Source organism: Motilibacter peucedani (genome assembly GCF_003634695.1).
GTDB classification, from domain to species: Bacteria; Actinomycetota; Actinomycetes; order Motilibacterales; family Motilibacteraceae; genus Motilibacter; species Motilibacter peucedani.
In genome coordinates this window covers 89,771-114,628 of the sequence record NZ_RBWV01000013.1, presented here as the reverse complement: position 1 = coordinate 114,628, position 24,858 = coordinate 89,771, and the positions used below count along the sequence as shown (strand labels likewise).

General features: G+C 75.7%; 23 protein-coding genes and 1 pseudogene. 9 read left to right on the top strand and 15 right to left on the bottom strand.

Annotation, left to right across the window (positions count from 1 at the left end):
• Positions 1 to 29 precede the first annotated feature (29 nt).
• The 4 genes and pseudogenes from CLV35_RS13630 to moeZ form a co-directional block, all read right to left on the bottom strand.
• Positions 30 to 2,999: pseudogene (locus CLV35_RS13630) on the bottom strand (UvrD-helicase domain-containing protein); the annotation flags it as partial.
• Positions 3,000 to 3,100: 101 nt separating this feature from the next.
• A complete protein-coding gene (locus tag CLV35_RS13625; RefSeq protein ID WP_121194047.1) occupies positions 3,101 to 6,319 on the bottom strand; it encodes an ATP-dependent helicase in 3,219 nt (1,072 codons plus the stop codon).
• 73 nt (positions 6,320 to 6,392) lie between these two features.
• A complete protein-coding gene (locus CLV35_RS13620) occupies positions 6,393 to 6,683 on the bottom strand; it encodes an MGMT family protein (RefSeq protein ID WP_121194046.1) in 291 nt (96 codons plus the stop codon).
• A gap of 23 nt (positions 6,684 to 6,706) precedes the next feature.
• Entirely contained in the window at positions 6,707 to 7,882 is a 1,176-nt protein-coding gene (moeZ, locus tag CLV35_RS13615) for an adenylyltransferase/sulfurtransferase MoeZ (RefSeq protein ID WP_121194045.1), read from the bottom strand.
• A 120-nt stretch (positions 7,883 to 8,002) separates the two neighbouring features.
• Here moeZ and CLV35_RS20120 point away from each other — a divergent pair, with 120 nt between their 5' ends.
• Both CLV35_RS20120 and CLV35_RS13605 read left to right on the top strand, forming a co-directional pair.
• Positions 8,003 to 8,260: a hypothetical protein gene (locus CLV35_RS20120; RefSeq protein WP_183061973.1), complete on the top strand. Its 258-nt coding sequence runs from the start codon at positions 8,003 to 8,005 to the stop codon at positions 8,258 to 8,260.
• Positions 8,261 to 8,391: 131 nt separating this feature from the next.
• On the top strand, positions 8,392 to 8,622 hold the full coding sequence (locus CLV35_RS13605) for a DUF3107 domain-containing protein (protein ID WP_121194043.1): 231 nt from the start codon (positions 8,392 to 8,394) through the stop codon (positions 8,620 to 8,622).
• A gap of 22 nt (positions 8,623 to 8,644) precedes the next feature.
• Here the strand turns inward: CLV35_RS13605 and CLV35_RS13600 are convergent, their stop codons facing one another.
• Positions 8,645 to 9,352, bottom strand: a complete 708-nt coding sequence (locus CLV35_RS13600; RefSeq protein ID WP_231121804.1) for a ferritin-like fold-containing protein — start codon at positions 9,350 to 9,352, stop codon at positions 8,645 to 8,647.
• 234 nt (positions 9,353 to 9,586) lie between these two features.
• Between CLV35_RS13600 and CLV35_RS13595 the strand changes: the two genes are divergently transcribed.
• The 5 genes from CLV35_RS13595 (at position 9,587) to CLV35_RS13575 (ending at position 14,184) form a co-directional block, all read left to right on the top strand.
• The gene (locus CLV35_RS13595; protein ID WP_121194041.1) at positions 9,587 to 11,116 is read left to right on the top strand and encodes a DEAD/DEAH box helicase; all 1,530 of its coding nucleotides are present in this window, start codon (positions 9,587 to 9,589) and stop codon (positions 11,114 to 11,116) included.
• 4 nt (positions 11,117 to 11,120) lie between these two features.
• Positions 11,121 to 11,666 (top strand): metallophosphoesterase family protein, encoded by a 546-nt coding sequence (locus tag CLV35_RS13590; protein ID WP_121194040.1) that lies wholly within the window; start codon positions 11,121 to 11,123, stop codon positions 11,664 to 11,666.
• Between the two features lie 11 nt (positions 11,667 to 11,677).
• Positions 11,678 to 12,550 (top strand): alpha/beta fold hydrolase, encoded by an 873-nt coding sequence (locus tag CLV35_RS13585; protein ID WP_231121803.1) that lies wholly within the window; start codon positions 11,678 to 11,680, stop codon positions 12,548 to 12,550.
• A 42-nt stretch (positions 12,551 to 12,592) separates the two neighbouring features.
• Positions 12,593 to 13,057, top strand: a complete 465-nt coding sequence (locus CLV35_RS13580; protein WP_231121802.1) for an ATP-binding protein — start codon at positions 12,593 to 12,595, stop codon at positions 13,055 to 13,057.
• Between the two features lie 62 nt (positions 13,058 to 13,119).
• Positions 13,120 to 14,184, top strand: coding sequence for a hypothetical protein (locus CLV35_RS13575; RefSeq protein WP_121194039.1), 1,065 nt, complete (start codon positions 13,120 to 13,122; stop codon positions 14,182 to 14,184).
• Between the two features lie 14 nt (positions 14,185 to 14,198).
• Here the strand turns inward: CLV35_RS13575 and CLV35_RS13570 are convergent, their stop codons facing one another.
• From CLV35_RS13570 to CLV35_RS13555, 4 genes are read right to left on the bottom strand one after another with little or no spacing between them, the layout of a single operon-like run.
• The gene (locus CLV35_RS13570; RefSeq protein ID WP_121194323.1) at positions 14,199 to 14,753 is read right to left on the bottom strand and encodes a MarC family protein; all 555 of its coding nucleotides are present in this window, start codon (positions 14,751 to 14,753) and stop codon (positions 14,199 to 14,201) included.
• Positions 14,754 to 14,799: 46 nt separating this feature from the next.
• Complete coding sequence (locus CLV35_RS13565; RefSeq protein WP_121194038.1) at positions 14,800 to 15,651, bottom strand: PHP domain-containing protein; 852 nt, start codon at positions 15,649 to 15,651, stop codon at positions 14,800 to 14,802.
• 32 nt (positions 15,652 to 15,683) lie between these two features.
• Positions 15,684 to 16,328 carry a DUF6758 family protein gene (locus CLV35_RS13560; protein ID WP_121194037.1) on the bottom strand — a complete coding sequence of 215 codons (645 nt, stop codon included), beginning with the start codon at positions 16,326 to 16,328 and terminating at the stop codon, positions 15,684 to 15,686.
• A gap of 45 nt (positions 16,329 to 16,373) precedes the next feature.
• Complete coding sequence (locus CLV35_RS13555; protein ID WP_183061972.1) at positions 16,374 to 17,447, bottom strand: DUF2332 domain-containing protein; 1,074 nt, start codon at positions 17,445 to 17,447, stop codon at positions 16,374 to 16,376.
• Positions 17,448 to 17,538: 91 nt separating this feature from the next.
• Here CLV35_RS13555 and CLV35_RS13550 point away from each other — a divergent pair, with 91 nt between their 5' ends.
• Positions 17,539 to 18,627, top strand: coding sequence for a magnesium and cobalt transport protein CorA (locus CLV35_RS13550; RefSeq protein ID WP_121194035.1), 1,089 nt, complete (start codon positions 17,539 to 17,541; stop codon positions 18,625 to 18,627).
• A gap of 18 nt (positions 18,628 to 18,645) precedes the next feature.
• Here CLV35_RS13550 and CLV35_RS20115 read toward each other — a convergent pair whose 3' ends face one another.
• Both CLV35_RS20115 and CLV35_RS13545 read right to left on the bottom strand, forming a co-directional pair.
• Entirely contained in the window at positions 18,646 to 18,819 is a 174-nt protein-coding gene (locus tag CLV35_RS20115; RefSeq protein WP_183061971.1) for a hypothetical protein, read from the bottom strand.
• 275 nt (positions 18,820 to 19,094) lie between these two features.
• Positions 19,095 to 20,195 carry an AI-2E family transporter gene (locus tag CLV35_RS13545; protein ID WP_121194322.1) on the bottom strand — a complete coding sequence of 367 codons (1,101 nt, stop codon included), beginning with the start codon at positions 20,193 to 20,195 and terminating at the stop codon, positions 19,095 to 19,097.
• Between the two features lie 93 nt (positions 20,196 to 20,288).
• Here CLV35_RS13545 and CLV35_RS13540 point away from each other — a divergent pair, with 93 nt between their 5' ends.
• On the top strand, positions 20,289 to 21,962 hold the full coding sequence (locus CLV35_RS13540; RefSeq protein ID WP_121194034.1) for a DUF885 domain-containing protein: 1,674 nt from the start codon (positions 20,289 to 20,291) through the stop codon (positions 21,960 to 21,962).
• A 3-nt stretch (positions 21,963 to 21,965) separates the two neighbouring features.
• On the opposite strand, the gene CLV35_RS13535 is transcribed toward CLV35_RS13540, so the two are convergent.
• Genes CLV35_RS13535 through CLV35_RS20110 form a run of 4 tightly spaced genes read right to left on the bottom strand, consistent with a single transcriptional unit; the run spans position 21,966 to position 24,838 of the window.
• Positions 21,966 to 22,466 (bottom strand): Rossmann-fold NAD(P)-binding domain-containing protein, encoded by a 501-nt coding sequence (locus CLV35_RS13535; protein WP_121194033.1) that lies wholly within the window; start codon positions 22,464 to 22,466, stop codon positions 21,966 to 21,968.
• 5 nt (positions 22,467 to 22,471) lie between these two features.
• Positions 22,472 to 23,833: a family 4 glycosyl hydrolase gene (locus CLV35_RS13530; RefSeq protein ID WP_121194032.1), complete on the bottom strand. Its 1,362-nt coding sequence runs from the start codon at positions 23,831 to 23,833 to the stop codon at positions 22,472 to 22,474.
• Positions 23,834 to 23,837: 4 nt separating this feature from the next.
• Positions 23,838 to 24,545, bottom strand: coding sequence for a polysaccharide deacetylase family protein (locus tag CLV35_RS13525; protein WP_183061970.1), 708 nt, complete (start codon positions 24,543 to 24,545; stop codon positions 23,838 to 23,840).
• Entirely contained in the window at positions 24,542 to 24,838 is a 297-nt protein-coding gene (locus CLV35_RS20110) for a hypothetical protein (RefSeq protein WP_183061969.1), read from the bottom strand. Before CLV35_RS20110 ends, CLV35_RS13525 begins: the two co-directional genes overlap by 4 nt.
• Between the last annotated feature and the right edge of the window lie 20 nt (positions 24,839 to 24,858).

Genomic DNA, 24,858 nt, shown 5'->3' with positions numbered 1-24,858 from the left:
AACGCCGCGCCGACCCGCTCGGGCTCGAGGCCCTGCAGCTGCGCCCACGCCTCGCGGTAGACCGCCAGCTGCAGCGGGTCGGCCCGCTCGCGCCCGGTCTTCCAGTCGACGACCTCGAACCCGTCGTCGGTGGTGTAGACGGCGTCGATGCGGCCGCGCACCATGCGCCCGCCTAGCAGGATCGCGAACGGCGCCTCCACGGCGTAGGGCGCGCGCTCGGCGTAGGGCGTGCGCAGGAACGCCTCGCGCAGCCGCTCGAGGGCCGCGTCGTCGTCGATGCCCGCGTCACCGGCGCCGGGCAGCTCGTCGGGGTCGAGCAGCGGCTGCTGGGAGAACAGCGACTCGACCCACGCGTGGAACGCCGTGCCGCGGCGGGCACCGGTCGCGGGCGGGCGCGGCATCGGCCGGGCCAGGTCGCGCGCGAGGGCGCCCGGGTCGGCGGCCAGGCGGAGCACCTGCGTGGTCGTCAGCGAGGTGGGCAGCTCGACCTCGCGCCTGCGGGCGCGGGCCGCGCGCGCCTCCTCGACCAGCAGCGCCGCGTCGCGCGCCCAGCCGCGCACGACGGCGGCCTCGTCGTCGTCGGGCTCGTCTCCGGCCGCGCCGGCCGCGGCGCCCCGCTCGTCGCGCGCCGGCGGGTCGAACGCCAGCACGGGGGTGCGCATCGCCTCCAGCACCGCGGCGGCTGCCGAGCGCCGGCGGGCCAGCGCCTCCGGCTCGAGCGCCGCCGGCCACACCCAGGCGCTGGCGGGCAGCTCGCGCAGGGGGTTCGTCCCGTCGTCGGGCGGCGGGTCGGCCCAGGCGGCGACCACACCGCCGGTGGCCAGCGCGTGCGCGCGCGTGGTGAGGAGGTACTCCGACGGCCCGCGCCTGCGCTTCTGGGTCGGGCCCCACCAGTGCCCGCTGGCGACGAGCCGGCGCCTGGCGCGGGTGACGGCGACGTAGCCGAGCCGGCGCTCCTCCAGCGCTGAGGCGTCCTTCTCCTCGGCGACGTAGGCGTCGAGGCTCTTGCCGGTCAGCTCGAGCAGCTCGGGCAGGGTGTCGGCGTCGCCGCGCAGGGGCGAGGGCAGCACGGACGCGGTCGTCGGCCAGCGCGAGCGGCCGCGGCTGGACGGGAAGACGTCCTTGGTGAGGTCGGGCAGCACCACGACGTCCCACTCGAGGCCCTTGGACTTGTGGGCGGTCATCAGCTTGACGGTGTCGGCCGTGCTGGGAGCGGTGGCGTCGAGACCCCGGTCGTATTCGTCCGCCGCCCGCAGGAAGCCCAGGAACGCGGTGGGGCTGGCGGCGCCGTCGAGGTCGGCGAAGCGGGCGGCGACGTCGAGGAAGGCGGCGAGCGACTCCTGCCGCCCGGCGGACACGGCCGACGGGCTGGCCGCGACCTCGACGTCGAGCCCGGTGGTGGTGACCACGCGGGTCAGCACGTCGAGCAGCGGGTCGCCGAGGCTGCGGCGCACGTCGGCCAGCTCGCGGGCGAAGGCGGCGAAGCGCACCCGCGCCTCGGGGCTGTGCCCGGGGCCCGGCCGCTCCAGCGCGTCGAGCAGCGACACGACGTCGGCCGGGTCGGTGCCCGCGACGGCCTCGGAGAGCGCCACGTGGACGCCCTCACCGGGCTCGAGCGCCCCGGGGACCACGCCGTCGAGGCCCCGCACCAGCTCGCGGGCGTGCCGGCCCAGCAGGGCCAGGTCGCGGGGGCCGATGCGCCAGCGGGGGCCGGTGAGCAGGCGCACGAGCGCCGCGTTGGCCGTGGCGTCGACGGCGACCTCGAGCAGGGCCACCACGTCGGCCACCTCGGGCAGCGCGAGCAGCCCGCCGAGCCCGACGACCTCGACGGGCACCTCGCGCTCGGCCAGCGCGGCGTGCAGCGCGGCGAAGTCGCTGCGGGCGCGCACCAGCACGGCCACCTCCCCGGGCGGGGTGCCCTCGTCGAGGGCGGCGCGCACCTGGTCGGCCGCCCAGGCGACCTCCTCGGCGTAGGTCGGCAGCAGGGCGCACACCGTCTCGCCCGAGTCGAGCCGGGCCTCGCACGGGACCAGCGGCTCGACGGCGTGGCGCAGGTGGAGCGCGGCCGCCAGGGTGTTGGCGAGCTCGAGCAGCCGCGACCCGCTGCGCCGGTTCTCGGTCAGGCTCGTGCGCGTCGCCGGGGTGCCGTCGCGGCGGGCGAAGTGGCGGGGGAAGTCGTCGAGGTTGGCCACCGACGCGCCCCGCCAGCCGTAGATCGCCTGGCACGGGTCGCCCACGGCGGTCACGGGGTGCCCCGCGCCGAACAGCCCGGTGAGCATCCGGCGCTGGGCGACCGAGGTGTCCTGGTACTCGTCGAGCAGCACCACGGCGAAGCGCTCGCGCTCGGCGGCGGCCACGGCCGGCTGCTCCTCGGCGAGGCGGGCGGCGAGGGCCAGCTGGTCGCCGAAGTCGAGCAGCGCCCGGGCGGTCTTCTCGGCGCGGTAGGCGTCGACCAGGCCGGCGAGCTCGATCCGCTTGACCGCCGTGTCGCGGACGTCGCGCAGCTTCTGGGTCAGCTTGGGCAGGGCGTCGACCTCGGCCGCGAGCGCCCGGTCGTGGGCCCGCAGCTGCTCGGTCGTGACCAGGTGCTCGGAGAGCTCGCCGTCGAGCGCGAGCAGGTCGGCGACGATGCTGGAGACCTGCTTGGTCAGCCCCGCGAAGGGGCCGGGTGCGGCACGGACGACGCGCTCGGCCAGCTGGAAGCGCGTGGCGTCGGCCAGCAGGGCGGCGCGCGGCTCGACACCCAGGCGCAGGCCGTGCTCCTGCACCAGCGACCCCGCGTAGGCGTGGTAGGTCGACACCGTCGGCAGGCCGTCGACCTCGCCCTCGAGCAGGCCGGCCGTCGCGAGCGCCGTGCGGACCCGCCCGGCGAGCTCGGCCGCCGCCTTGTTGGTGAAGGTGAGCCCGAGCACCTGCTCCGGCCGCACCTGTCCGCTGCCCACCAGCCACACGACGCGGGCCGCCATGACGGTGGTCTTGCCGGAGCCCGCGCCGGCCACGACCACGCCCGGCTCGAGCGGAGCCGCGACGGCCGCCAGCTGCGGCGCGCTGAAGGGCACCCCGAGCAGGTCGCGCAGCTGCGCGGGGTCGCGCAGCCGGCTCACTGGACCACCTGCGCGCCCTCGGCCTGGGCCGGGCACGCCCGACGGTGGATGCAGCGGCTGCACTGGTCGCCCGGCGTGGGCGCGAAGCCCTCGGTGCGGACCAGCCGGGCGCCGTCCTCGACGAGGCCGTCGACCCACGTCGTGCCGTCGTCGCCGGAGGCCAGCGCTGCCTGCGGCGAGACCTTGGGCATCCCGGAGTCGTCGCGCCGCAGCCAGACCAGCTCTGCGCCGCCGGCGGGTGCACCGGGGGCCAGCTCCTCGAACGCGCCCGCGGCGACGGCGCGCTGGTAGACGCCGAGCTGCGCGTGCTGCGCCACCTCGGGGGCGCTGAGCGGGGTGCGGCCGGTCTTGAAGTCGACGACGTGCACGCCGCCGTCGGCGTCGCGCTCCAGCCGGTCGGCGCTCCCGCGCAGGACGACCGGACCGTCGGGCGTCGGCACCTCGACGCGGAACTCGCGCTCGGTGGCGAGCAGCTCGCGCCCGCGCTGCGGCGTGGCGACGTGCCAGGCGAGGAAGCGGCCGACGGCGGCGCTGGCCTCGGCCCGCTGCTGCGCCGACTGCCACCGCGCCTCGAAGGCCAGCTCGCTCCAGACCGAGTCGATCGCGGCCTCGAGCACCGCCGGCTCGGCGGCGAGCTCGCCCGTGGCCACCCGGTCGGCCAGCACGTGGACGATGCTGCCGAAGCCGAGCGCCGACGTGCGCGCCGTCGTGGCCTGGGCCTCGTGCTCGAGGAACCACTTGAGCGGGCACTCCGCCAGCCCGGCGAGCGAGGACCCCGACAGCACGACCGGCGCGCCCGGCTGGCGCAGCGGCACGCCGGGGTCGGTGGTGTCGACCAGTCCCCACCACCGCCCGAGGTGGGCCGCCGGCACCAGCGGCGCGCCGGAGTCGTCCTCGGCGGCGGCCAGCTGGGCGAGCTGCGCCACGGCGGCCGCCCGCAGGCCGGGCGGGGCCTCGGGGTCGACGCTCGCGCGGCGCAGGTCGGCGACCAGGCCCGGCACGCTGAGGGTGCGACGCGGCCGGCGGGCGACGGCGACGACCGGCACGCCGAGCTCGTCGAGGAACCGGGACGGCCGCTCGCCGTCGTCGTCGGCGCTGGCCACGGCCGACACGACGAGCGTGCGGCGCGCCCGCGTCACCGCGACGTAGAAGAGCCGGCGCTCCTCGGCGAGCAGGTCCGCCGACGACGGCGGCTCGACGACGCCGTCGGCCCCGATGCGCTCGGGCTCGAGCAGGCTGCCGCGGCGGCGCAGGTCCGGCCAGACGCGCTCCTGCACGCCGACCACGGCGACGAGGTCCCACTCGAGGCCCTTGGAGCGGTGGGCGGTGAGCAGGCGGACGGCCTCGCCGCGCACGGCCCGCTCGGCGAGGGTGTCGCCGGGGATGCGCTGGGCCTCGACCTCGTCGAGCAGCAGGCGCACGCCGCGCACGCCGGGACGCTGCTCGACGCGCGCCGCGGCGTCGAACAGCCCGCAGACCGCGTCGAGGTCGCGGTCGGCGGCCCGGCCGGCCGGGCCGCCGGTGAGCGCGGCCCGCTCGAGCCGCTGCGGCCAGCGGGTGCCGCTCCACAGCGTCCAGAGCGCCTGCTCGCCGGTCGCGCCCTGGTCGAGCTGCTCGCGCACGCGAGCCAGCAGCAGGCCGAGCCGCCGCACCGGAGCCGCCAGCCGCTGGTCGGCCGCCACCAGCCGCTCGGGGTGCTCGACCGCGCCGCGGAGGAGCTCGGCCGAGGAGTCGGGTGTGCGCCCGGCGGCGCGCTGCTCCGCGCGCAGGTCGCGGGCGAGAGCGCGCAGCGCGCCGGGCTCGGCACCGCACAGCGGCGAGAGGAGCAGCTCGCCCACCTGCTCGACGCTGGCCCGCGCCTGCCCGCCCGCCACGCGCAGGGCCAGCAGGAGCGGCGCCACGGCCGGCTCCTCGCTCAGGGGCAGCTCGTCGCCGGCCACCTCGACCGGCACGCCGGCGGCGCCGAGCACGCGGCGCAGCAAGGGCACCGAGCGCCGGCCGCTGCGGCAGAGCACCGCCATGCGCGACCAGGGCAGCCCGTCGTCGAGGTGGGCGCGGCGCAGCAGGTCGGCGACCGCGTCGGCCTCCGCCCCTGCCGTCGGGTAGGTGCGCACGACGACGGCCGGAGGCCCGTCGTCGGCCGGCGGTCGCGCCGGCACCAGGTCGCGGTGGGCCGCGACCACGGACCGGGGCAGCGCCCGCACCGGCATGCGGGAGGCGAGCGTGCGGCTCGCGGCCAGCAGCTCGGCGCCGGCTCGGCGCGAGACGCGCAGGGTCCGCACCGGCGCCTCGGCCCCGGAGAGCTGGCGGAACCGGTCGGGCAGCTCGAGGATGCCGCTGACGTCGGCGCCGCGGAAGGCGTAGATCGACTGGTCGGGGTCGCCGACCGCGACGAGGTGGCGTCCGCCGCCGGCGAGGGCGCGCAGCAGCCGCTCCTGGCTGGGGTCGGTGTCCTGGTACTCGTCGACGAGGACGGCGGCGAACCGGGCGCGCAGGGCAGCCTGGACCTCGGGCTGCTCGGCCAGCAAGCAGGCGCGGTGCACCAGCTCGGCGTAGTCGACGGCGAGGCGGGCGTCGAGCACGTCGAGGTAGTCGGCGAAGAACGCCGCGCTGGCCACCCAGTCGTCGCGGCCGGCCTCGCGGCCCAGCTGCGCCAGGCGCGGCGGGTCGAGCCCGAGCTCGCGGGCCCGCGACAGCACGGCGCGGACCTCCTCGGCCATGCCGCGCGTGGAGAGCGCCGGGCGCAGCCGCTCGGGCCAGTCGACGCGGCCCTCGCCGGCGGCGTTGCCCTCGAGCAGCTCGTGGACCACGACGTCCTGCTCGGGCGCCGACAGCAGCCGCAGCGGCTCGGTGAAGGCGTCGGCGGGCGAGTGGGCCCGCACCAGCGCGTAGGCGAACGAGTGGAAGGTCCAGGCCATGGGCTCGCCGGTGGCCCGCCCGAGCCGGGCGGTGATGCGCTCGCGCAGCTCGCCGGCCGCCTTGCGGCTGAACGTCAGCACCAGCACCTGGTCGGGCCGCAGCGGGCGCTGCTCGTCCTCGACGAGGGAGGCGACCGACTCGACCAGCGTGGTGGTCTTGCCGGTGCCCGGACCCGCCAGCACGAGCAGCGGGCCCTCCCGGTGGGCCGCCACGGCCGCCTGGGCCGGGTCGAGGACCGGGCGCAGCGCGGGGGCGGCCGTCGGCGCCAGCAGGGTGAAGGTGGTGGTGCTCTCCATGTCGGGGCCATGCCACCACACGGCACTGACACTGTCCCGGCGAGCGGCTCCGCGGACGGGCTCGAGCGCAGGCTCAGCCCCGCCAGCGGGCGCGCGAGAGGTCGACCCGCTCGCCCGCGAGCGGCACGCCCTCGGCCACCAGCCGGCGCACCGCCTCGTCGGACTTGTGGGCGGGCGGGCGGCCGTCGGAGCGGATCACGCGCCACCACGGCACGCCGCCGCCCCACCGGGCCATGACGGCGCCCACGCCCCGCGGGCCGCCCTCCCCGAGCATCTCGGCGAGGTCGCCGTAGGTGGTCACCGACCCCGCCGGCACGCGCTCGACGAGCTCGAGCACGCGCTCGGCGAAGGGGGTCGGGTCCACCTCGGCGGCTGCGGCGCGACCGACTAGTAGGAGGGCTGGCTCGGGTCGATCTGGCTGACCCAGGCGCTGACCCCGCCGCCCACGTGCACGGCGTCGGCGAGACCGGCCCCCTTGAGCACGGCCAGCACCTCGGCCGAGCGCACACCCGTCTTGCAGTGCAGGACGACCTGCTTGTCCTGCGGCAGCGTCTCGAGCGCGGAGCCGTTGAGGAACTCGCCCTTGGGGATCAGCACGGCGCCGGGGATCGAGTTGATCTCGGCCTCGTTGGGCTCGCGGACGTCGACGAGCACGAAGTCGCGCTCGCCCTCGGCCCGCTCCTTGAGCCACTGCTCGAGCTGCTGCACGCCGATGGTCGCGCCCTTGACCGCCTCGGACGCCTCCTCGGAGACCGCGCCGCAGAACGCCTCGTAGTCGCCCAGCAGCGCCGTGATCGGCTGGCCGTCGGGGTCCTTGCGCAGCTTGAGCGTGCGGTACGACATCTCGAGCGCGTCGTAGACCATCAGCCGGCCGAGCAGCGTCTCGCCGATGCCGGTGATCAGCTTGATCGCCTCGGTGACCATGATCGACCCGATCGAGGCGCAGAGCACGCCCAGCACGCCGCCCTCGGCGCACGAGGGGACCATCCCGGGCGGCGGGGGCTCGGGGTAGAGGTCGCGGTAGTTGGGCCCGTGCTCGTTCCAGAAGACGCTGACCTGGCCCTCGAAGCGGTAGATCGAGCCCCAGACGTAGGGCTTGCCCAGCAGCACGGCCGCGTCGTTGACGAGGTAGCGCGTGGCGAAGTTGTCGGTGCCGTCGAGGATCAGGTCGTAGGGCTCGAAGATCCGCAGGACGTTGTCCTCGTCGAGCCGCTCCTCGTGGAGGACGACGTCGACGTACGGGTTCACCTCGGCCACGGACTCCTTGGCCGAGACGGCCTTCGGCTTGCCGATGTCGGACTGGCCGTGGATGACCTGGCGCTGGAGGTTGGACTCGTCGACGGTGTCGAAGTCGACGATGCCCAGGGTGCCGACGCCGGCCGCGGCCAGGTAGAGCAGCGCGGGGCTGCCGAGGCCGCCGGCGCCCACGACGAGCACCTTGGCGTTCTTCAGCCGCTTCTGCCCGACCATGCCGACGTCGGGGATGATCAGGTGGCGCGAGTAGCGGCGCACCTCGTCGACCGACAGGGACTCGGCAGGCTCGACGAGCGGGGGCAACGGCACGATGATCTCCTCCTCAGGGCGACGCCGTGGGCAACCCCACGGGGCCGCCCGCGCATTCCCGGCAGGTCAAGCATCTCAGGTCCGACGAGTGCCGGGCGCGGTCCGGGGACGGGGGAGGTCATGAGCACACCCACGAGCGGCAGCGACGACCTGGCGGGCGGTGCGGCGGGCGGGCCGGCCGAGGTCCCCACCGAGGTCCCCGACGCCGACGCCCAGGAGCAGGCGCGGACGGTCGCGGGCGACGAGCTGGCCCCCGGCACCGCGGCGGCCGGCGCCTCGCCTGCCGCCGGCACCGCCGCGACCGTCGAGGCCGACGAGGGCGACCTGGTCGAGCAGGCCCGCGACGTGCCGCTCGGCGACCGCGACGACTACCCCTGAGGCTCCCGTTTTCCGCTGAGCGCGGAGCGGGCGGCGCGACCGGCGCCGGCCGCTCCGGGCCGGGGTAGCCTGCGGCTGCCGGTGGCGAGACACCCTGCGCCGCCGGTCCGAGCGCGAGAAGAGGAGCGGCCGTGGAGGTCAAGATCGGTGTCCAGCAGGCGGCTCGCGAGCTCGTCGTCGAGAGCGCGCAGACCGCCGACGAGGTCTCGGCCGCCGTGGCGGCCGCGATCGCGGCGGGCGGCGTCCTGACGCTGAGCGACGACAAGGGCCGCCAGGTGATCGTCGCCGTCGACAAGCTGGCCTACGTCGAGATCGGCGTGCCCGAGGTGCGGCGCGTGGGCTTCGGCGCCATCGTCAGCTAGCGCCGGCCCGCCCGCGCGGTCCTCACGCCGAGAGGCCCAGCGCCGCCATCCGCCGCGTGTGCGCCTCGGTGAGCCGCGTGAACATCGAGCTCAGCGCGACCAGGTCGGTGCCGGGCCGCTCGGGCGTGCCGGCCAGCAGCTCGGTGAGCTCGTCGTCCTCGGCAGCGACGTGCTGGGCCTGGCTGAGCGCCTCGCCGACCAAGCGCCGGCCCCACAGCGCCAGGCGGCCGGCCACGCGGTGGTCGGCCTCGACGGCGGCGCGCACCCGGGCGATGACGAAGTCGGCGTGGCCGGCGTCCTCGAGCGCGCGCAGCACCAGCTCGCGGGTCGAGGGCCCGACGCTGCCGCTCACCTCGCGCAGGAAGTCGCGCGCGATGGCGTCGCCGACGTAGGCCTTGACGAGGCCCTCGAGCCAGTCGCTGGGCGCGGTGCGCCGGTGGAACTCCTCGAAGGCCGGCAGGTAGCGCGTCATGGTGGCCTCGACGTCGGCGCCGAGCGCGACCAGCCGCTCCTGCAGGAGCGCGAAGTGCGCCTGCTCGGTGGCCGCCAGCGCCTGCAGCGCCGCTCGGTCTGAGAGCCGAGGCGCGGCCGCCGCGTCGGTGGCGAGGCGCTCGAAGCCCAGCAGCTCGCCGACGGCCAGCAGGCCCAGCAGCGACACGACCCCGCGGCGGTAGGCAGCGTCGTCCGGGCGCCCGTCGAGGATGTCGTCGGGAGCGCTGCGATCGGTCACGGCGGGCAGCGTACCCATCGCGGGTAGCATGGCTGGCGTTCACGGGAGAGCCCGGTCGGTGCCCCGATCGGCACCCGACCCCCGCGTGCACCGCGTGGAGCCCGCCCGAGCGGGCTCCGCGGCGCACTCTAGAGAGGCACTCCGCTGACCACCTTCCGCGACCTCGGCGTACTCGCCGCCACCGCTGACGCCCTCGAGGCCGTCGGCATCGTCCACCCCTTCCCGATCCAGGAGATGACGCTCCCGGTCGCGCTGGCGGGGTCCGACATCATCGGCCAGGCAAAGACCGGCACCGGCAAGACGCTCGGCTTCGGCATCCCGCTGCTCCAGCGCGTGGTGGCCCCCGGCGACGACGCGACGTCCGAGGCGCCGGGCAAGCCGCAGGCGCTCGTGGTCGTCCCGACCCGCGAGCTCGCCGTGCAGGTCGCCAAGGACATCGACCTGGCGGGCGGCGCGCGCGGCGTGCGCGTGCTGCAGGTCTACGGCGGTCGCGCCTACGAGCCGCAGGTCGAGGCGCTGCGCAAGGGCGTCGAGATCGTGGTCGGCACCCCGGGCCGCCTGCTCGACCTGGCCAAGCAGGGCCACCTCGACCTGTCCTTCGTCAGCATGCTGGTGCTCGACGAGGCCGACGAGATGCTCGACCTGGGCTTCCTGCCCGACGTCGAGCGCATCCTGGCCCAGACCCGCGCCTCGCGGCAGACGATGCTGTTCTCGGCCACGATGCCCGGCGCGGTCGTCTCGCTCGCGCGGCAGTACATGACCCAGCCGACGCACATCAACGCGGTGAACCCGGACGACGAGGACGCCACCGTCGCCAACATCGAGCAGCACGTCTTCCAGGCGCACGCGCTCGACAAGCCCGAGGTCCTCGCCCGCCTGCTGCAGGCCGAGGGCCGCGGGCTCGTGATGATCTTCACCCGCACCAAGCGGGCCGCCGCGCGGGTGTCCGACGACCTGGCCGAGCGCGGGTTCGCCGCGGCCGCGGTGCACGGCGACCTCGGCCAGGGCGCCCGCGAGCAGGCGCTGCGCGCGTTCCGCAACGGCAAGGTCGACGTGCTGGTCGCCACCGACGTCGCCGCGCGCGGCATCGACGTCGAGGGCGTCACCCACGTCGTCAACTACGAGTGCCCCGACGACGAGAAGACCTACCTGCACCGCATCGGGCGCACCGGCCGCGCCGGCGCGTCGGGCATCGCGGTGACGCTCGTCGACTGGGCCGACACCACGCGCTGGTCGGTCATCAACAAGGCGCTCGGCCTCTCGTTCTACACGCCGGTGGAGACCTACTCCTCCTCCGAGCACCTCTACACGCTGCTCAACATCCCGCCGGGCACCAAGGGCGTCCTGCCCCGCGCGGAGCGCACCCGCGAGGGCCTCTCGGCCGAGCAGGTCGAGGACCTCGGCGAGACCGGCAAGCGCCAGGCGCGCGGCGGCCGCACGGGCGACGACAGGGCCGGGCGCCACGGCCACGACGGCGGCCGCCGGTCCGGCGCCCGCACCGAGGCCGCTGCTGCCGACGACGCCCCCGAGCAGGAGCGCCCGGCCCGCCCTCCCCGATCGCGCAACCGCCGGCGCACGCGCTCGGGCGAGGCCCTCACCCCGGGTGCCGCAGCCGAGGGACCGGAGACCTCGGTCGCCGCACCGGACGCCGCGACCGGCGAGGGCGGCGAGCCCCGCCGCCGGCGTCGCCGCCGTCCCAGCTCCTCGGCCGGCGGCGACGCCGCCCAGCAACCTGCGCCGGCCGCCGCGGGCGACGCCGACTAGTCCGGTGGCGGCCCGCCCGCCGGGCACCCGGCTGCTGCTGCTCGCCGACACCCACGTGCCCCGCCGGGCCCGCTCGCTGCCGGACGCGGTGTGGGTCGCGGTCGAGGAGGCCGACCTCGTCGTCCACGCGGGCGACTGGGTGGACGTGGCGCTGCTCGACGAGCTCGAGCAGCGCGCCGCCCGGCTGCTCGGCGTCCACGGCAACAACGACGGCCCCGCTCTGCGGGCGCGGCTGCCGGAGCGCGCGCACGCGACGGTGGAGGGCGTACGCCTCTCGGTCGTCCACGAGACGGGCCCGGCCGCCGGGCGCGAGCTGCGGATGCAGGCCGAGTTCCCGGAGACCGACCTGCTGGTCTTCGGCCACAGCCACGTCCCGTGGGACACGAGCGCCCCGGGCGGCCTTCGCCTGCTGAACCCGGGCTCGCCCACCGACCGGCGCCGGCAGCCGGTCTGCACGTGCACGACCCTGCGCCTGGCCGACGGCGCGGTCCACGACGTACGCCTGCACGCCGTCCCGCGCACCGGCTCGCGCCTCGGGCCCGCCACGTAGGCTCGTGAGCCGTGGCTCTCCCTCGCACGCTGACCCGGCACCCCGACCTGCGCGACCTGGCGGTCGGCGCGGGCGCCGACGCGTGGGCCGGCGTCGAGGCGCGGCCCACCGGCGAAGCGCGCGGCACGGCGCTGCTCCTGCCGGGCTTCACCGGGTCGAAGGAGGACTTCCTCCCCCTGCTACCGCTGCTCGCCGCCGGCGGCGTGCGCGCCGTCGCGGTCGACCTGCGCGGCCAGTACGAGTCGCCGCACGCCGACCGCCCCGAGGGGTACGCGGTGGAGCAGCTCGCCGCGGAGGTGGCCGAGCGCGCCGCGTCCCTGGGGGACGGCCCGGTGCACCTGCTCGGCCACAGCTTCGGCGGTCTGGTGGCGCAGGAGGCGGCGAGGGCGGCGCCGGGGGCGCTGGCGTCGCTGACCCTGCTGTGCACGGGCCCGGGCGCGCTGCCGCCGGGTGCGCGCACCGACGACGCCGAGCTGCTGCTGGCCGCGCTGCCCGGCGTCCCGCTCGACCAGGCGTGGGAGCTCAAGCAGGCGCACGAGGCGGCGGGCGCTCCGGCGCCGGGCACGCCGGCGCCCGAGGTGCAGGAGTTCCTCCAGCGCCGGTGGGTGCGCTCGGCGCACGAGGGCTACCTCGTGATGGCCCGCGAACTGGTGTCGCGCCCCGACACGGTCGACGAGCTGGCCGCGGTGCTCCGGGCCGCCGGTGTGCCCGTGCTCGTGGCCCACGGGGCCGACGACGACGCCTGGACGCCGGAGCAGCAGGCCGACATGGCCCGGCGGCTCGGCGCGCGCTACGTCGTGGTCCCCGACGCCGCGCACTCCCCCGCCTACGAGGCTCCGGAGGCCACCGCGCGGGTCCTGCTCGGGCACTGGCTCGGGGCATAGCACCCAGGTCTGCGATCCGCATCCCGGACGAGGGGTAGACCGGTGCGCGCGGGGGCACAAGCCCTCCCAGAGGGCGTCGAGAACACGGCGTGCTGCAGCGCGAAGGAGGTCGTCATCCCCACGATCGACTTGCGCGCGCCGTTGTCCGCCGACCCGCGCGAGGTGGCTGCCGCGCGCCACCAGATGGCGTCGCACCTGCACTCCCAGGGCATCGACGGCGAGGTCGCCGACTCCGCGGTGCTGCTGGTGAGCGAGCTCGTGACCAACGCCATCCTGCACGGCGAGCCGCCGGTGGAGCTGCGCGTCGCCGTGCCCGGCGGCCGGGTGCACGTCGAGGTGCACGACAGCGACCGGGAGTCCCACCCCCACGTCGGGCCGGTCAACGGTCCGGCCGGCGAGCGGCTGGGCGGCCGGGGGCTCAGCCTGGTCGCCTCGCTGTCCTCGCGCTGGGGGCTCTGGGCCGACGACTCGGGCAAGTGCGTCTGGTTCGAGATCGACCTGCGCTGAGCGCCGGGGCGAGCGGCGGCATCGCCGAGCGCCGCGCCCGCGGGGCGCCTATCGTCGGGGACGTGGAGCTGCTCGACAGCCGGGGCGGTGCCGGCCCCGTCGCGGGTCCGGGGCGTGCGGCCGACCCCGCGGGCCTCGAGATGCTGGAGCCGGTCGAGCTCGACGCGTCGGACGCCGACCGCGCGGGTGGACCGAAACCCCCTCGCCCGCCCGTGCGCGACCGGCTCCGCGCGACCCTGCTCCGCCGCCCGAGCCGCCCGAGCCGCACCGTCGTCGCGGCGGTCGTGGCTACCGCGTGCGGTGCCGCTGCCGGCGCCTGGAGCGTCTCCTCGGCGCACGCGCGCGACGAGCGGCAGGCCCGACTGGCCTCGGTCGACCTGCGCGTGACCGGCATCGTGCCCACCTTCGACGAGACGGGCCTGCCGGAGCGGGCCGACGTCTACCTCGCCAACCGGGGGTCGGCGGCGGTGACCGTGACGGCCGGCAACCTCGGGTCGCAGGACGCGGTGCAGGTGCCCCTGCCCGTGCCGGCCGACGAGGGCGCCACCCTGACGATCCCGCTCGAGCGCGCCTGCGGCCACCCGCTGGCCTCCGGCGACCTCCGCCTGCGCGTGCGCACGACGGACGGCACCGTGCGCAGCGTGCTGCTGCGCGACGGCCGCGACTTCCTGCTCAACGGCCTGAGCGACGTCTGGGCGAGCGACTGCGGCATCCAGACGCTCAACCAGCTGGTCTTCGACACCGCGGTGCTGGTCAACAGGCGCAGGAGCGACACCGCCTCGCAGTTGGTCCTCGGCATCGGGCCGCCGGTCGTGCGCGACGGCGCGCAGGCTCCGGTCCTGACCGGCATCCGCTCGGCCGTCGCCGGTCTCGAGGCCAGCACCGGCGAGGGCTGGCCGATCCACACGACCTCCGTGGCGGCCAGCGCGGCGACAGTGGTGCTGCGGGTCACCTCCTGCAAGGCGCTGCACCTGCCGACCGACCCCGACAACGACGCACTGCTCCAGGTGGAGGGCAGCGTCGTGCCCGGTGCCCCCACCGAGACGGCCAACCTCTACGGCGCGAGCCTGAGCCTGGCGCTCGTGCGCGTCATCGGGCGGGCCTGCCCCGACCTGCTGCGCTCCTGACGGCTTCCGGCGGCTCAGCCGGCGCTGATGAACGCCCGCACCGCGTTGGCGACCATCTGCACGGCGATCGCCGAGAGCAGCAGGCCCGAGATGCGGGTGACGAGCAGGACGCCGCTCTCCTTGATGACCTTGATGATGCCGACGGAGTAGCGCATCGTCAGCCACAGCACGAGGTGGACCAGCACCACGCCGAGCGCCAGGAAGACCCCGCGCTCCCAGGTGTGCACCTGGCGCACGAAGACCATCGTCGCCACGATGGCACCCGGCCCGGCGAGCAGCGGCGTGCCGAGCGGCACGAGGGCGACGTTCGTGTCGCGCTGCACCGAGGGCTCGGAGTCGTTGCCCGTCAGCAGCTCGAGCGCCACGAGCAGGAGCAGCAGGCCGCCCGAGCACTGCAGGGCCGGCAGCGTGATGCCGAGGTAGTCGAGCAGCTGCTGGCCGAACAGCGCGAACGCGGCGATGACCAGCAGGGCCGTGGAGGACGCCTGCCACGCGACCCGGCGGCGCAGCGCGGTCGTGCGCCCGCTGGTGAGGCTGAGGAACAGCGGGATGGTGCCGGGCGGGTCCATGATCACGAACAGCGTGACGAACACCGAGCCGAGGAAGCGGATGTCGTCAGCCACCGCGCGCCACCTGCCCGGCCTGCCCGGCCTGGGCGAGGATCGCGTCGTAGACCTCGGGCGCGGTGAGGTTCTCGCCGAGCCGGTTGGCCTTCCCGGCGCCGTGGTAGTCGCTCGACCCGGTCTGGAGCAGCCCGAGCCCGCGCGCGAGGCGCTGCAGCCGGACGACGTCCTCGGCGCTGTGGTCGCGGTGGTGCACCTCGAGCCCGGCGAGCCCGGCCTCGGCCATCGCGGCCACCGCACCGTCGTCGAGCACCGCGCCGCGGTGCCGGGCGAACGGGTGGGCCAGCACGGGTACGCCGCCCGCCGCCCGCACGGCCCGGACCGCGGCGACCGGGTCGAGGGAGCGGTGGCGCACGTAGTGCGGGCTCCTGCTGTTGAGCAGCCCGGCGAAGGCCTCGCCGCGGTCGCGGACGACACCACTGCGTACGAGCGCGTCGGCGATGTGGGGGCGGCCGACGGTCGCCCCCGGCTCGAGCTCGTCGAGGACCTGGTCCCAGCTCACCGGCACGCCCGAGGCGCGCAGCCGGTCGACCATCTCGCGCGCCCGCGGCACGCGGCTGGCCCGCACCCGCTCGAGCTCAGCGGCGAGGCGCGGGTCGTCGGGGTCGAACAGGTAGCCGAGCAGGTGGAGGCTGACCTGCTTGTAGCGGCAGGAGATCTCGGCGCCGCGCACGAGGGTGAGCCCGTCGGGCAACGCGGCTGCGGCCTCGTCCCAGCCCGCCGTCGTGTCGTGGTCGGTCAGGGCGACGACGTCGAGCCCCGCCGCGGCCGCGGCGCGCACGAGCTCGGCCGGCGAGTCGGTGCCGTCGGAGGCCGTGGAGTGGGTGTGCAGGTCGATGCGCATCAGGCGCGCAGCCTAACGGCGGGGGGTGACGCTCAGGCGACGGCGGGAGCCGCTGCCAGCCGCGGGGTCAGCGCGCCGGTGGGCAGCAGCTCGAGCTCGTGCCCGAGCTCGCGGGCGTCGGTGAGCTCGAGACCCTCGAGCAGCATCGCGCCGGCGGTCTCGGGCCACAGCAGCACGTAGACCCAGCACCCGAGCGCCTCGCCCGCGTAGGCGGCGCAGGAGTCGGCCGAGGTCACGCACCACAGCGCCGTGGGGTGGCCGGCGGCGTGGACGCGCGCGTGCGGCGGCCGGTCGGACACCGGCCCCGGGTCGGGACCGGGGATGCCGGCGTAGCGGGCGCCCATGCCGACGCCGGGCTCCTCGGCGACGAGCAGCATCTCGCCCGGCCCGCCCAGCGGCGCGGGGCCGGAGAGCGCGAGCCCCGCGGCGACCGTCCCTGAGCGCTCGTCGCCCGCGCACGTGACGCCGGTGACCACCCAGCCGCGCGGCAGCGGCCACGGCAGCCACACCGGCACCTTCGAGCGGGCCACGAGGTCGACGACGTGCTGGACCGTGGGCTGGTGGGGGGCCGGCTGCGGGAGGACGGCGCCGTGGGTCGCGCACGTCCAGGCGCTCGACCACAGCCCCGGGGGCTGCACCGCGCCACCGCAGCGCGGGCACGTCGGCGTGCCTCTCATGGGCCTACACGTTCCTCGCCGATCCGCGTCCGGTCAACCCCCGGCTCACACCGCGTGACGCCACGTGACCGGTACGCCGTGGGCCGGCGCGCTCCCCAGCAGCCGGTCCGCCCCGGTGCCGACCCGCAGCCGCACCTCCGCGTCCCCGCCCGGCCCGTCGTCGCCCTCGCGCGGCTCGAGGCGCAGGTGGGCGAAGCCGGCGCCAGGTCCGGCGCTCCGCGCGAGCGAGTCGAGCGCGGTAGCGAGCCGGCCGCGGGCGGGTGCGGGGACGTACTGCCGGAAGACGCTGTGCCAGACGACCGTCGTGACGCCCTCGACGAGCTCGAGCCCCTCCGCGAAGGCGGCGGCGTCGCCGGCGACGACCGGGGGCGGCGACGAGCCGACCGTCTCGAACGCAGCGCGCAGCCGCTCGACCCGCTCGACCTGGTCGGCCCAGACGTACGCGGTGAGCAGCAGCCGGCCCTCGGTGCTCGCGACGTCGACCGGGTCGAGGTCGACGCCCACCGCCTCGACGACCTCGACGTCCGCGCTCGGCGGCGCAGCGCCGGTCCACGCGTCGTCGAGGCGCACCCGCGCGTCGGCCGGCCCCCACGGGTCGCCGGCACCGCCGACGCGGAACCGCTCGACCGCCAGGTTGAGCCCGGCGCTGGCGCCGAGCTCGACCAGCCGCACCCGCGAGGACCCGGTGGCGGCCGCCACGTGCCGCAGGCCGCCGGCGAGCGCGGCCGCTCGGCCGACCTCGTTGGTCTGCGGCACGCGCTCGAGGGCCTGGAGCAGGGCCTGCGGCGGGTCGGCGACCAGCTCGAGCAGGGCCGGCCAGGCGGCGTCGGCGCCCGCGAACGAGCCGCCGACCGAGGGGTAGTGCAGGGCGAGCCGCGGCGCCTGCCGCTCGAGCACCAGCCGGTGCACGGCGCCCATCAGCCGCAGGGGCACCGCGTCGCCGGCGCCCGCACCGGCCCAGGGCGCGAGCAGCTGCGCCGTGGGGCCGCCAGCTGAGGCGTCCTGCGCGAGGCGCTCGAGCAGCGCCGCGTACATCGGCGACCCGAGCTGCTGGCAGGCGCGCGCCTGCCGGGCCAGCAGCTGCGCGACGGCGGGCGGGGCGGCGGGCGGGTCGGGCACGCTGGGACGGTAGCGCCGGGGGCGCCGCCTACTATGAGCGGTCGGCGTCCAGGACGGCCTCGAGGGCCCGTGCACGCAGAGGGGGTCAGCCGTGGCATGGGTCCCAGGGCTCGTCCGTGGGCGCAGCGCGCTGCTCGCCCGGCGCCGGCAGGGCGGCGAGGTCCAGCGCGACCGTGTCGACCGCGGCCGCGACGCGGTCGTCGACTGCGGGGTCTACGCCCACGGCGCCAGGCTCGAGGACTCCGCGAGCTACCCCGAGGCGCTGCGCCGCGCGCGCGCCGAGGGCGGCTTCGTGTGGATCGGGCTGCACGAGCCCAGCGCCCGCGAGCTCGACGACATCGCCCGCGACTTCGGCCTGCACCCCCTCGCCGTCGAGGACGCCGTGCAGGCCCACCAGCGGCCCAAGCTGGAGAAGTACGAAGGCATGCTGTTCGCGGTCTTCAAGACCGTCACCTACGTGGCGCACGAGACCGTCACCGACAGCAGCCAGATCGTCGAGACCGGCGAGGTCATGGTCTTCGTCGGCGAGGACTACGTCGTCACCGTGCGCCACGGCGACCACGGCAGCCTGCGCGGCCTGCGACGGCGGGTCGAGGGCGACGAGGGGCTCATGCGCATCGGCCCGCTCGGCGTGCTCTACGCGATCGCCGACCGCATCGTCGACGACTACCTCGGCGTCACCGAGGCCGTGCAGGACGACGTCGACGAGCTCGAGCAGTCGGTCCTCTCGCCCCAGCGCAGCCGCGAGATCGAGCGGATCTACCAGCTCAAGCGAGAGGTCATCGAGCTCAAGCGCGCCGTGGCCCCGCTCGAGATGCCGATGCGCGACCTGGTCAACCGCTACTCCATCGGCCACGGCGACCTCACGCAGTACTTCCGCGACGTCGAGGACCACCTGACCCGCGTGCGCGACCAGGTCACCGGCTACGACGAGCTGCTGACCTCGATCCTGCAGGTCGCCTACGCCCAGGTGCAGATCTACGAGAACGAGGACATGCGCAAGATCTCGGCGTGGGTGGCGATCGCCGCCGTGCCGACGATGATCGCCGGGATCTACGGCATGAACTTCGAGCACATGCCCGAGCTCGGCTGGCGCTACGGCTACGCCTACGCGTTGAGCGTCATCGGGGTCGTCTGCGCGGCGCTGTGGCGGGGCTTCCGCCGCAACGGCTGGCTCTAGCCCCGCCCCTCCGGCCCGCTAGTCGGGCGGCTCCGGCAGCGCCGCGTCGCCCGTCACGTCCTCCTCGGGCGGCACGCTCGGCGTCTCGATGTCGGGGTCCTCGCTCACGGTGGGGTCGGCAGGCTGCTCCAGGTCCTCCACGCGCGTGCGCGGCTCCGGGGAGTCGAGGGGCTCGAACGGTGTCGTCGTCATGGCCGGGCCCCTACCCGGGCGCCGCGGGTCCGACGCCCGGGACCTTGGTCCGTCGCCCGGGTGGCGCTACCGGAGGGCTGTGAGCCGGCCGAAGCCTCTAGTACGCGCCGGACGAGCCGGCGCACTCCCCGAGAGCGCAGGCACCGCGATGAACACGAACTCCTACACCCCCAGCGGCGCGGTCATCTACACCCCGGAGCGCACGAAGGCCCTGCTCGCGCGCCGCGGCACCTCACCGCGTACGGCTGTGGTCCCCACCGCCGCCTGAGCGGACCTCAGGCGGGGACCTTCTCCTCGCCGACGGTCGGCTGCGGCTTGAGCTCGCCGCGCCGCACGTCGTAGATGTCGCGGACCAGCACCTGGATGATGCCGGCGACCGGGATCGCGAGCAGCGCCCCGAGGATGCCGGCCAGCTCGACGCCCAGCAGGACGCTGAGCAGCACGGCCAGCGGGTTGAGCTTGACGGTCCGGGACTGGACCACCGGCTGGAGCAGGTGGTTCTCCAGCTGCTGGTAGATGACGAACCACACGGCGACGATGATCGCCGCCTGGATCGAGGTGAAGGCGGAGGCCGCCACGGCGACCACCGCGCCGATGGTGGCGCCGACCAGCGGGATCAGGTCGCACACCGCCACGAACAGCGCGATGACGCCCGCGAAGGGCACGCCCGTGACCAGCAGCACCACGTAGGTCAGCACGCCGCAGATCGCGGCGATGAACAGCGCCCCGGTGATGTAGCCCGTGATCGTGCGGGCGCAGTCGGCGGCGACGCGGCGGGCGCGGTCCTGGTGCTGGTCGGGCAGCTGGGCGACCGCGGCGGTCATGATCTTCGGCCCCTCGAGCACCATGAGGAACGAGAGCACGATGATCGAGACGGCGGCCAGCAGCAGCTGGCCGGCGACGGTCACGGCGTGCAGGGCGGGGACGCCGAGCCCGGTCAGCGACTTGCGGATGTCGGCCTGGTGCTTGTCGAGGTAGTCGTCGATGTTGTAGCGGGTGACCAGGTGGCCGAGGGGCCCCCGGCCCGCCTGCGCGTCCTCGACGTACTTCGGGATCGAGCGCGAGAGGTCGTCGTACTGCCGCGCCAGCGGCGTCACGAACAGCGTGATGAGCCCCGCCAGCAGCAGCAGCACCACGAGGTAGACGAGCAGGGTCGCCACCGAGCGCTTGAGGTGGAGCCGGTTCTCGGCCATGTTGACCAGCGGGGTCAGCGCGACCGCGAAGAACGCCGCGATCGCCGCCCACACCAGGATGCGCGCCACGTCCCGCAGGATCATCAGCAGCAGCACGGTGCCGAGGACCATCGCGATGGTCGCCGCGATGGTCCGCACGGGCACCGGCGTACGCGCGCGGCCGTCCTTCAGTTCCACTGCCATGAACCCAGCCTTCCCCCGGGCCGTCGCGTTCACGCTCCGTCACCTCGCGGGCCGGGGGGCCGCCGCGCCTGCGCCGTCGCGCAGAATGGCGCCGTGTCCGAGATCCGCGACCTCGCCGACGAGGTGCACGCGCTGCTGATGGCGGCCGACCCGTTCAGCGCGACCCTGCTGGGCGTGCCGGGCCACGACGCCGAGGTGCCCGACATGAGCCGGGCCGCCGCGGCGGCGCGCTCGGGGACCTGGCGGCGGCTGCTCCACCGTGCCGGTGACCTGGAGGCGCGTGGCACCGCCGACCCGCGCGACACCGTCACCCTGTCGGCCACGCGGCACCTGCTCGAGGCGCACCTCGCCCACGACGAGGCGGCGACGGTCGAGCACACGCTCTCGCCGATGGCAGACGGGCCGTCGGTGCTGCTGCTGCTCGTCTCCCAGACGCGGCTGCGGACGCTCGCTTCTGCGCACGACTACCTCGAGCGCGTACGCGGCTTCGCCTCCTACGTCGACGGCTGCGCGCAGCGGCTGCGCGAGGGCCTCGCCGAGGGCCGTACGCCTGTGGCGACGCTCGCGCGCGTGGTGCTCGGGCAGCTCGACGGCTACCTCGGCTCCCCGGTCGACGCGACGGACGCCGTCGCGGGCGTCGCCGCGCCCGCCGAGCTCGAGGACGCCGACGTGTGGCGCGGCCAGCTGGTCGCCGCCGTGCGGGACTCCGTGCGCCCGGCCGTCGCGCGCTACCGCGCGCTGGTCGCCGACGAGCTGCTGCCCGCCGCCCGCGACGACGAGCACTGCGGACTGCTGCACCTGCCGCGGGGGCTCGAGGACTACGACCGGCTCATCCGCGTCCACACGACCCTGCCGCTCGCGGCCCGCGACGTGCACGAGGTGGGCCTGGCGGCCGTCGAGTCGCTGGTCGCGCAGATGACCGAGCTGGGCGCACGGCTGGGGATCGGCTCCTTCGCCGAGGTGCTCGAGCAGGCCCGCACGGCATCAGCGGGCGTCGACCCAGAGCAGGCGATGGCCCGTGCCCGGGTCGCCGTCGCGCGGGCCGAGGCCGTGACGCCGCAGTGGTTCCCCGAGCCGCTGCCGGCGCCCTGCACGGTCGAGGCGATGTCCGACCACCTGGGCTCGGCGGGACTGCCGCCGATGTACGTGCCGCCCTCCCCCGACGGCGCGCGCCAGGGCACCTACCTCTTCAACACCGTCAAGCTCGGTGCCGGCAGCGGCTGGGACCTGGAGGCCACTGCGTACCACGAAGCGGTTCCCGGCCATCACCTGCAGGTGTCCCGCGCGCTGCTGCAGACCGATCTGCCCGCGATCCAGCGCGAGGGCATCGTCACCGCGCAGGCGGAGGGCTGGGGCCTCTACGCCGAGCACCTGGCTGCCGACATGGGTCTCTACACCGACGAGCAGCAGCAGTTGGGCGCCCTCGCCATGCGCACGACGCGCGCCGCGCGGCTGGTCGTCGACACCGGCCTGCACGCCCTGGGCTGGAGCCGCCAGCAGGCGGTCGACTACATGAGCGGGACCTGCCCGCTGCCGGTCGAGTTCCTGGCCTCGGAGGTCAACCGCTACATCGGCTACCCGGGCCAGGCGCTCGCCTACTTCACCGGCTACCAGGAGATCCTGCGGCTGCGCGCGCTCGCCGAGCAGGAGCTGGGCGCGGCCTTCGACGTCCGCGAGTTCCACGGTGCCCTCCTGGGCGCCGGCTCCGTGCCGCTGCCGGCGCTGCGCACAGCCGTCGACGCGTGGGTGGCCGCCCGCGCGGCCTAGGCGTCACTGCGGGCGTTCGGCCCATGGCCGCACGGCGCCCAGGACGACGTCGCGCTCCTCGGCCAACGCGGTCAGGGCGGCGGCCGACACCTCCTCCGGTGTGTGCCACCGGCCGTCCCGCCATCCCAGGACCACCTGGTGCCACGGCTGCGCCGGGGCCGCGGGCATCAGCCCGTCGGGCGCGGCCGCGGCGCTGGTCAGCAGCTGCACCACCGGGCCCGACACGGCCCGGCGCAGCACCGCGAGCAGCGCGGCGGGCGCTCCGGGCGCGTAGACGAGCGCGGCGTCCAGCGTGCCGGCCGACGTCAGGCGCGCCCGCAGCTCCTTCGTCCGCGTCCGGTCCGCCGCCAGGGGCGCGATGCTGCCGCGCCGCTCGTCGGCCAGTCGCTCGAGCTCGTCACCCGTGCGCGCGACCGCGACCACCCGCCAGCCGTCGTCGGCCAGCCGGAGCACCGCAGGCCGCAGGACCCGGGTGGCGCCGACCACGAGGATGCGCCGGGGCACGGCAGTCAGCGGAACAGGGGCAGGTGCTCGAGCTGCGCGGCGATGAGCGCGTCGGTCAGCTCGGCCGCAGCACCGGGGTCGGTCACCGCCCCGTCGGCCAGCACCGCCTCCACGGCGAGGTCGCGGCTGCCCGTCATGGCCGCCTCGACGGCCAGGTAGACCGAGGACAGCCGGGCGTTGATGATCGCGGTCAGCGGGGCCCCGAGGTCGGGCACGCTGACCGGCCGGATGCCCCGTGCGGTCGCGACCCCGGGGATCTCGAGCGCCGCGTCGTCGGGGAGGCCGGGCACCGCACCGTTGTTCACGACGTTGCACGAGAACATCTCGCGCGAGTCCCTGCTCACCGACCGGAGGATCGCCACCAGCTGCTCCTGCTCGCCGCTGGAGCGCTCGAAGATGCTCTCGTCGAGGGGCTCGGTGCCGTCGGCCTGCCGAGCCATGGCCTGATAGCGCTCCTCCCCCCACTCGAGGATCTCGGGCACGGAGAACGCGTCCACGCCGAGGGTCTTGCCGTAGTAGGCGCCGCGCGGCCACCGCTGCGGGAAGAACTCGGTGACGTGGCGGTCCTCGGCGGCCGGGAAGGCGCCGTAGCGCAGGAACAGCTCCCACGAGAAGGGGTTGTTCCACGCGGTCGTGGCCTCGGAGAAGATGTCGCCCAGGTCGGCCGGGTCGAGGGGCTGCGCGAGCTCGCGCTCGACCTTCGCGCGCACCTCGGGCCACGCGTCGACGCCGCTGCGCCGGAAGTCGTAGATGAAGGTCAGGTGGTTGATGCCTGCGTAGAGCGTCGACGTCTGCTCGAACGGGGCACCGATGTAGGCGGCCAGGTGGCGCTGCACGTGGTGCATCCCGTGGCACAGCCCGACGAGGTCGTGGGCGCCGGCGTAGGACGTCATCGCCATGACGTTGGCCGTCATCGGGTTGCTGTAGTTGAAGAAGAAGGCGTCCGGCGCCAGCTCGAGGACGTCGCGGGCGATGTCCACCATGACCGGCACCGTGCGGAGCAGGCGGGAGATCCCGCCCGGCATGACGGAGTCGCCGACGGGCTGGAAGACGCCGTGCCGCTGGCACACCTCGTGGTCGGCCTGCCAGCCCGGGCGCCCACCCACTCCGACGCAGGTCACGACGAAGTCGGCGCCAGGCAGGACGTCGCGCCGGTCGGTGGAGCCCCTGACGCTGATGGATCCCTCAGCGCCCCGCGCGGCGACCATCCGCTCGGCCAGCCCCTGCGCCGTGGAGAGGGCGACGCCGTCGACGTCGACGAGCCGGATGTCCCACTCCCCCAGGTCGGTCGCGGAGATGAGGTCGGCCAGCAGGCCGCGGGTGAAGACCGCGCTCCCCGCACCGATGAGCACCAGGCTGCGACGCATCTGCTCAGGCTCCCCTCTGCGCGGCGGGGAGGCTCCCCACCTGCTGCACCATGGTGTTGCTGAAGACGTAGCGGTAGCCCGCGGCGCGGACCGCGTCGTCGTGCCGGCGGCTGGTGCCGAACGGCGAGCCCCAGAGGTAGGCCATCGCCGGCGCGCTCTGGCCGGTGACCGCGTCCATCCGCCGCTTGGGCTCGACGATCTCGCGCTCGAGGTCGTCGTCGGTGACGATGTCGGCGATGCCGTCGTGCGACGCGGTGTGCGGAGTGACGACGTGTCGGGTCGAGAGCTCGCCCACCTCGTCCCACGACATCGCCAGCCGGTCGCGCCCGAACTCCGCGGGCAGCAGGTCGATGTTGTGCGAGCGGGCGAACTGCTCCTGCTCCGCGGGCGGGCAGTCGACGAAGCCGGTGCAGACGAAGAACCAGGCGGTGAGGCCGAGCTCGTCGCAGACGGGCGCAGCGACTTCGACGTTGTTGCGGTAGCCCTCGTAGAACACCGGGATGACGGCCGGCCGGTCCTCCGACCAGGTGCCTGTCGCGAAGAAGCCGTCGAGCTCCTCGAGCGTCACGCCGGCGAAGGTCTCCCGCAGCTTCGCGAGGTCCGAGCGCAGCGCGCCGCGCGAGGCCTCGGCGGTGTTGTGGAAGTTGAGGACACGGACGAACCTGCCCTGCGACAGCGCCTCCTGGTGGCCGGCGAACCCGAGGGGGCTCACCGGTCGCCCGGCTCGAAGGAGGTGACGGTGAGTGCCTGCACGGTGCTGATGAGGCAGCCCAGGTCGCCGTCGCGCTGGCTGGGGAAGAGCTCGGCGCGCACCTCGCCCAGGCGCCGGGCGAGCTCCGCGCCCTCGCGGAGCACGTGCTCGTCGTGCACGACGGGCCCGTCGCCTCCGGCGGGTACGAGTGCGAGCACCATCGGGACGCCGACGCTGCCGAAGCTGCGGTCCTGGGCCGTGCGCAGCGCCTCCATCGCGCCGGCTGCGGGCTGCTCGGGGGGCAGGGTGGTCATGCGGTTCTCCTCGGGTCGCT

Bases quoted from the DNA above. Each gene is read 5' to 3' on its own strand.
- CLV35_RS13570 (WP_121194323.1), bottom strand. From the start codon at position 14,753: ATGGACCCGCCCGGCACCATCCCGCTGTTCCTCAGCCTCACCAGCGGG.
- CLV35_RS20120 (WP_183061973.1), top strand. From the start codon at position 8,003: ATGAGCACACCCACGAGCGGCAGCGACGACCTGGCGGGCGGTGCGGCG.
- CLV35_RS13560 (WP_121194037.1), bottom strand. From the start codon at position 16,328: ATGAGAGGCACGCCGACGTGCCCGCGCTGCGGTGGCGCGGTGCAGCCC.
- CLV35_RS20110 (WP_183061969.1), bottom strand. From the start codon at position 24,838: ATGACCACCCTGCCCCCCGAGCAGCCCGCAGCCGGCGCGATGGAGGCG.
- CLV35_RS13545 (WP_121194322.1), bottom strand. From the start codon at position 20,195: ATGGCAGTGGAACTGAAGGACGGCCGCGCGCGTACGCCGGTGCCCGTG.
- CLV35_RS20115 (WP_183061971.1), bottom strand. From the start codon at position 18,819: ATGACGACGACACCGTTCGAGCCCCTCGACTCCCCGGAGCCGCGCACG.
- CLV35_RS13530 (WP_121194032.1), bottom strand. From the start codon at position 23,833: ATGCGTCGCAGCCTGGTGCTCATCGGTGCGGGGAGCGCGGTCTTCACC.
- CLV35_RS13565 (WP_121194038.1), bottom strand. From the start codon at position 15,651: ATGCGCATCGACCTGCACACCCACTCCACGGCCTCCGACGGCACCGAC.
- CLV35_RS13595 (WP_121194041.1), top strand. From the start codon at position 9,587: ATGACGCTCCCGGTCGCGCTGGCGGGGTCCGACATCATCGGCCAGGCA.
- CLV35_RS13625 (WP_121194047.1), bottom strand. From the start codon at position 6,319: ATGGAGAGCACCACCACCTTCACCCTGCTGGCGCCGACGGCCGCCCCC.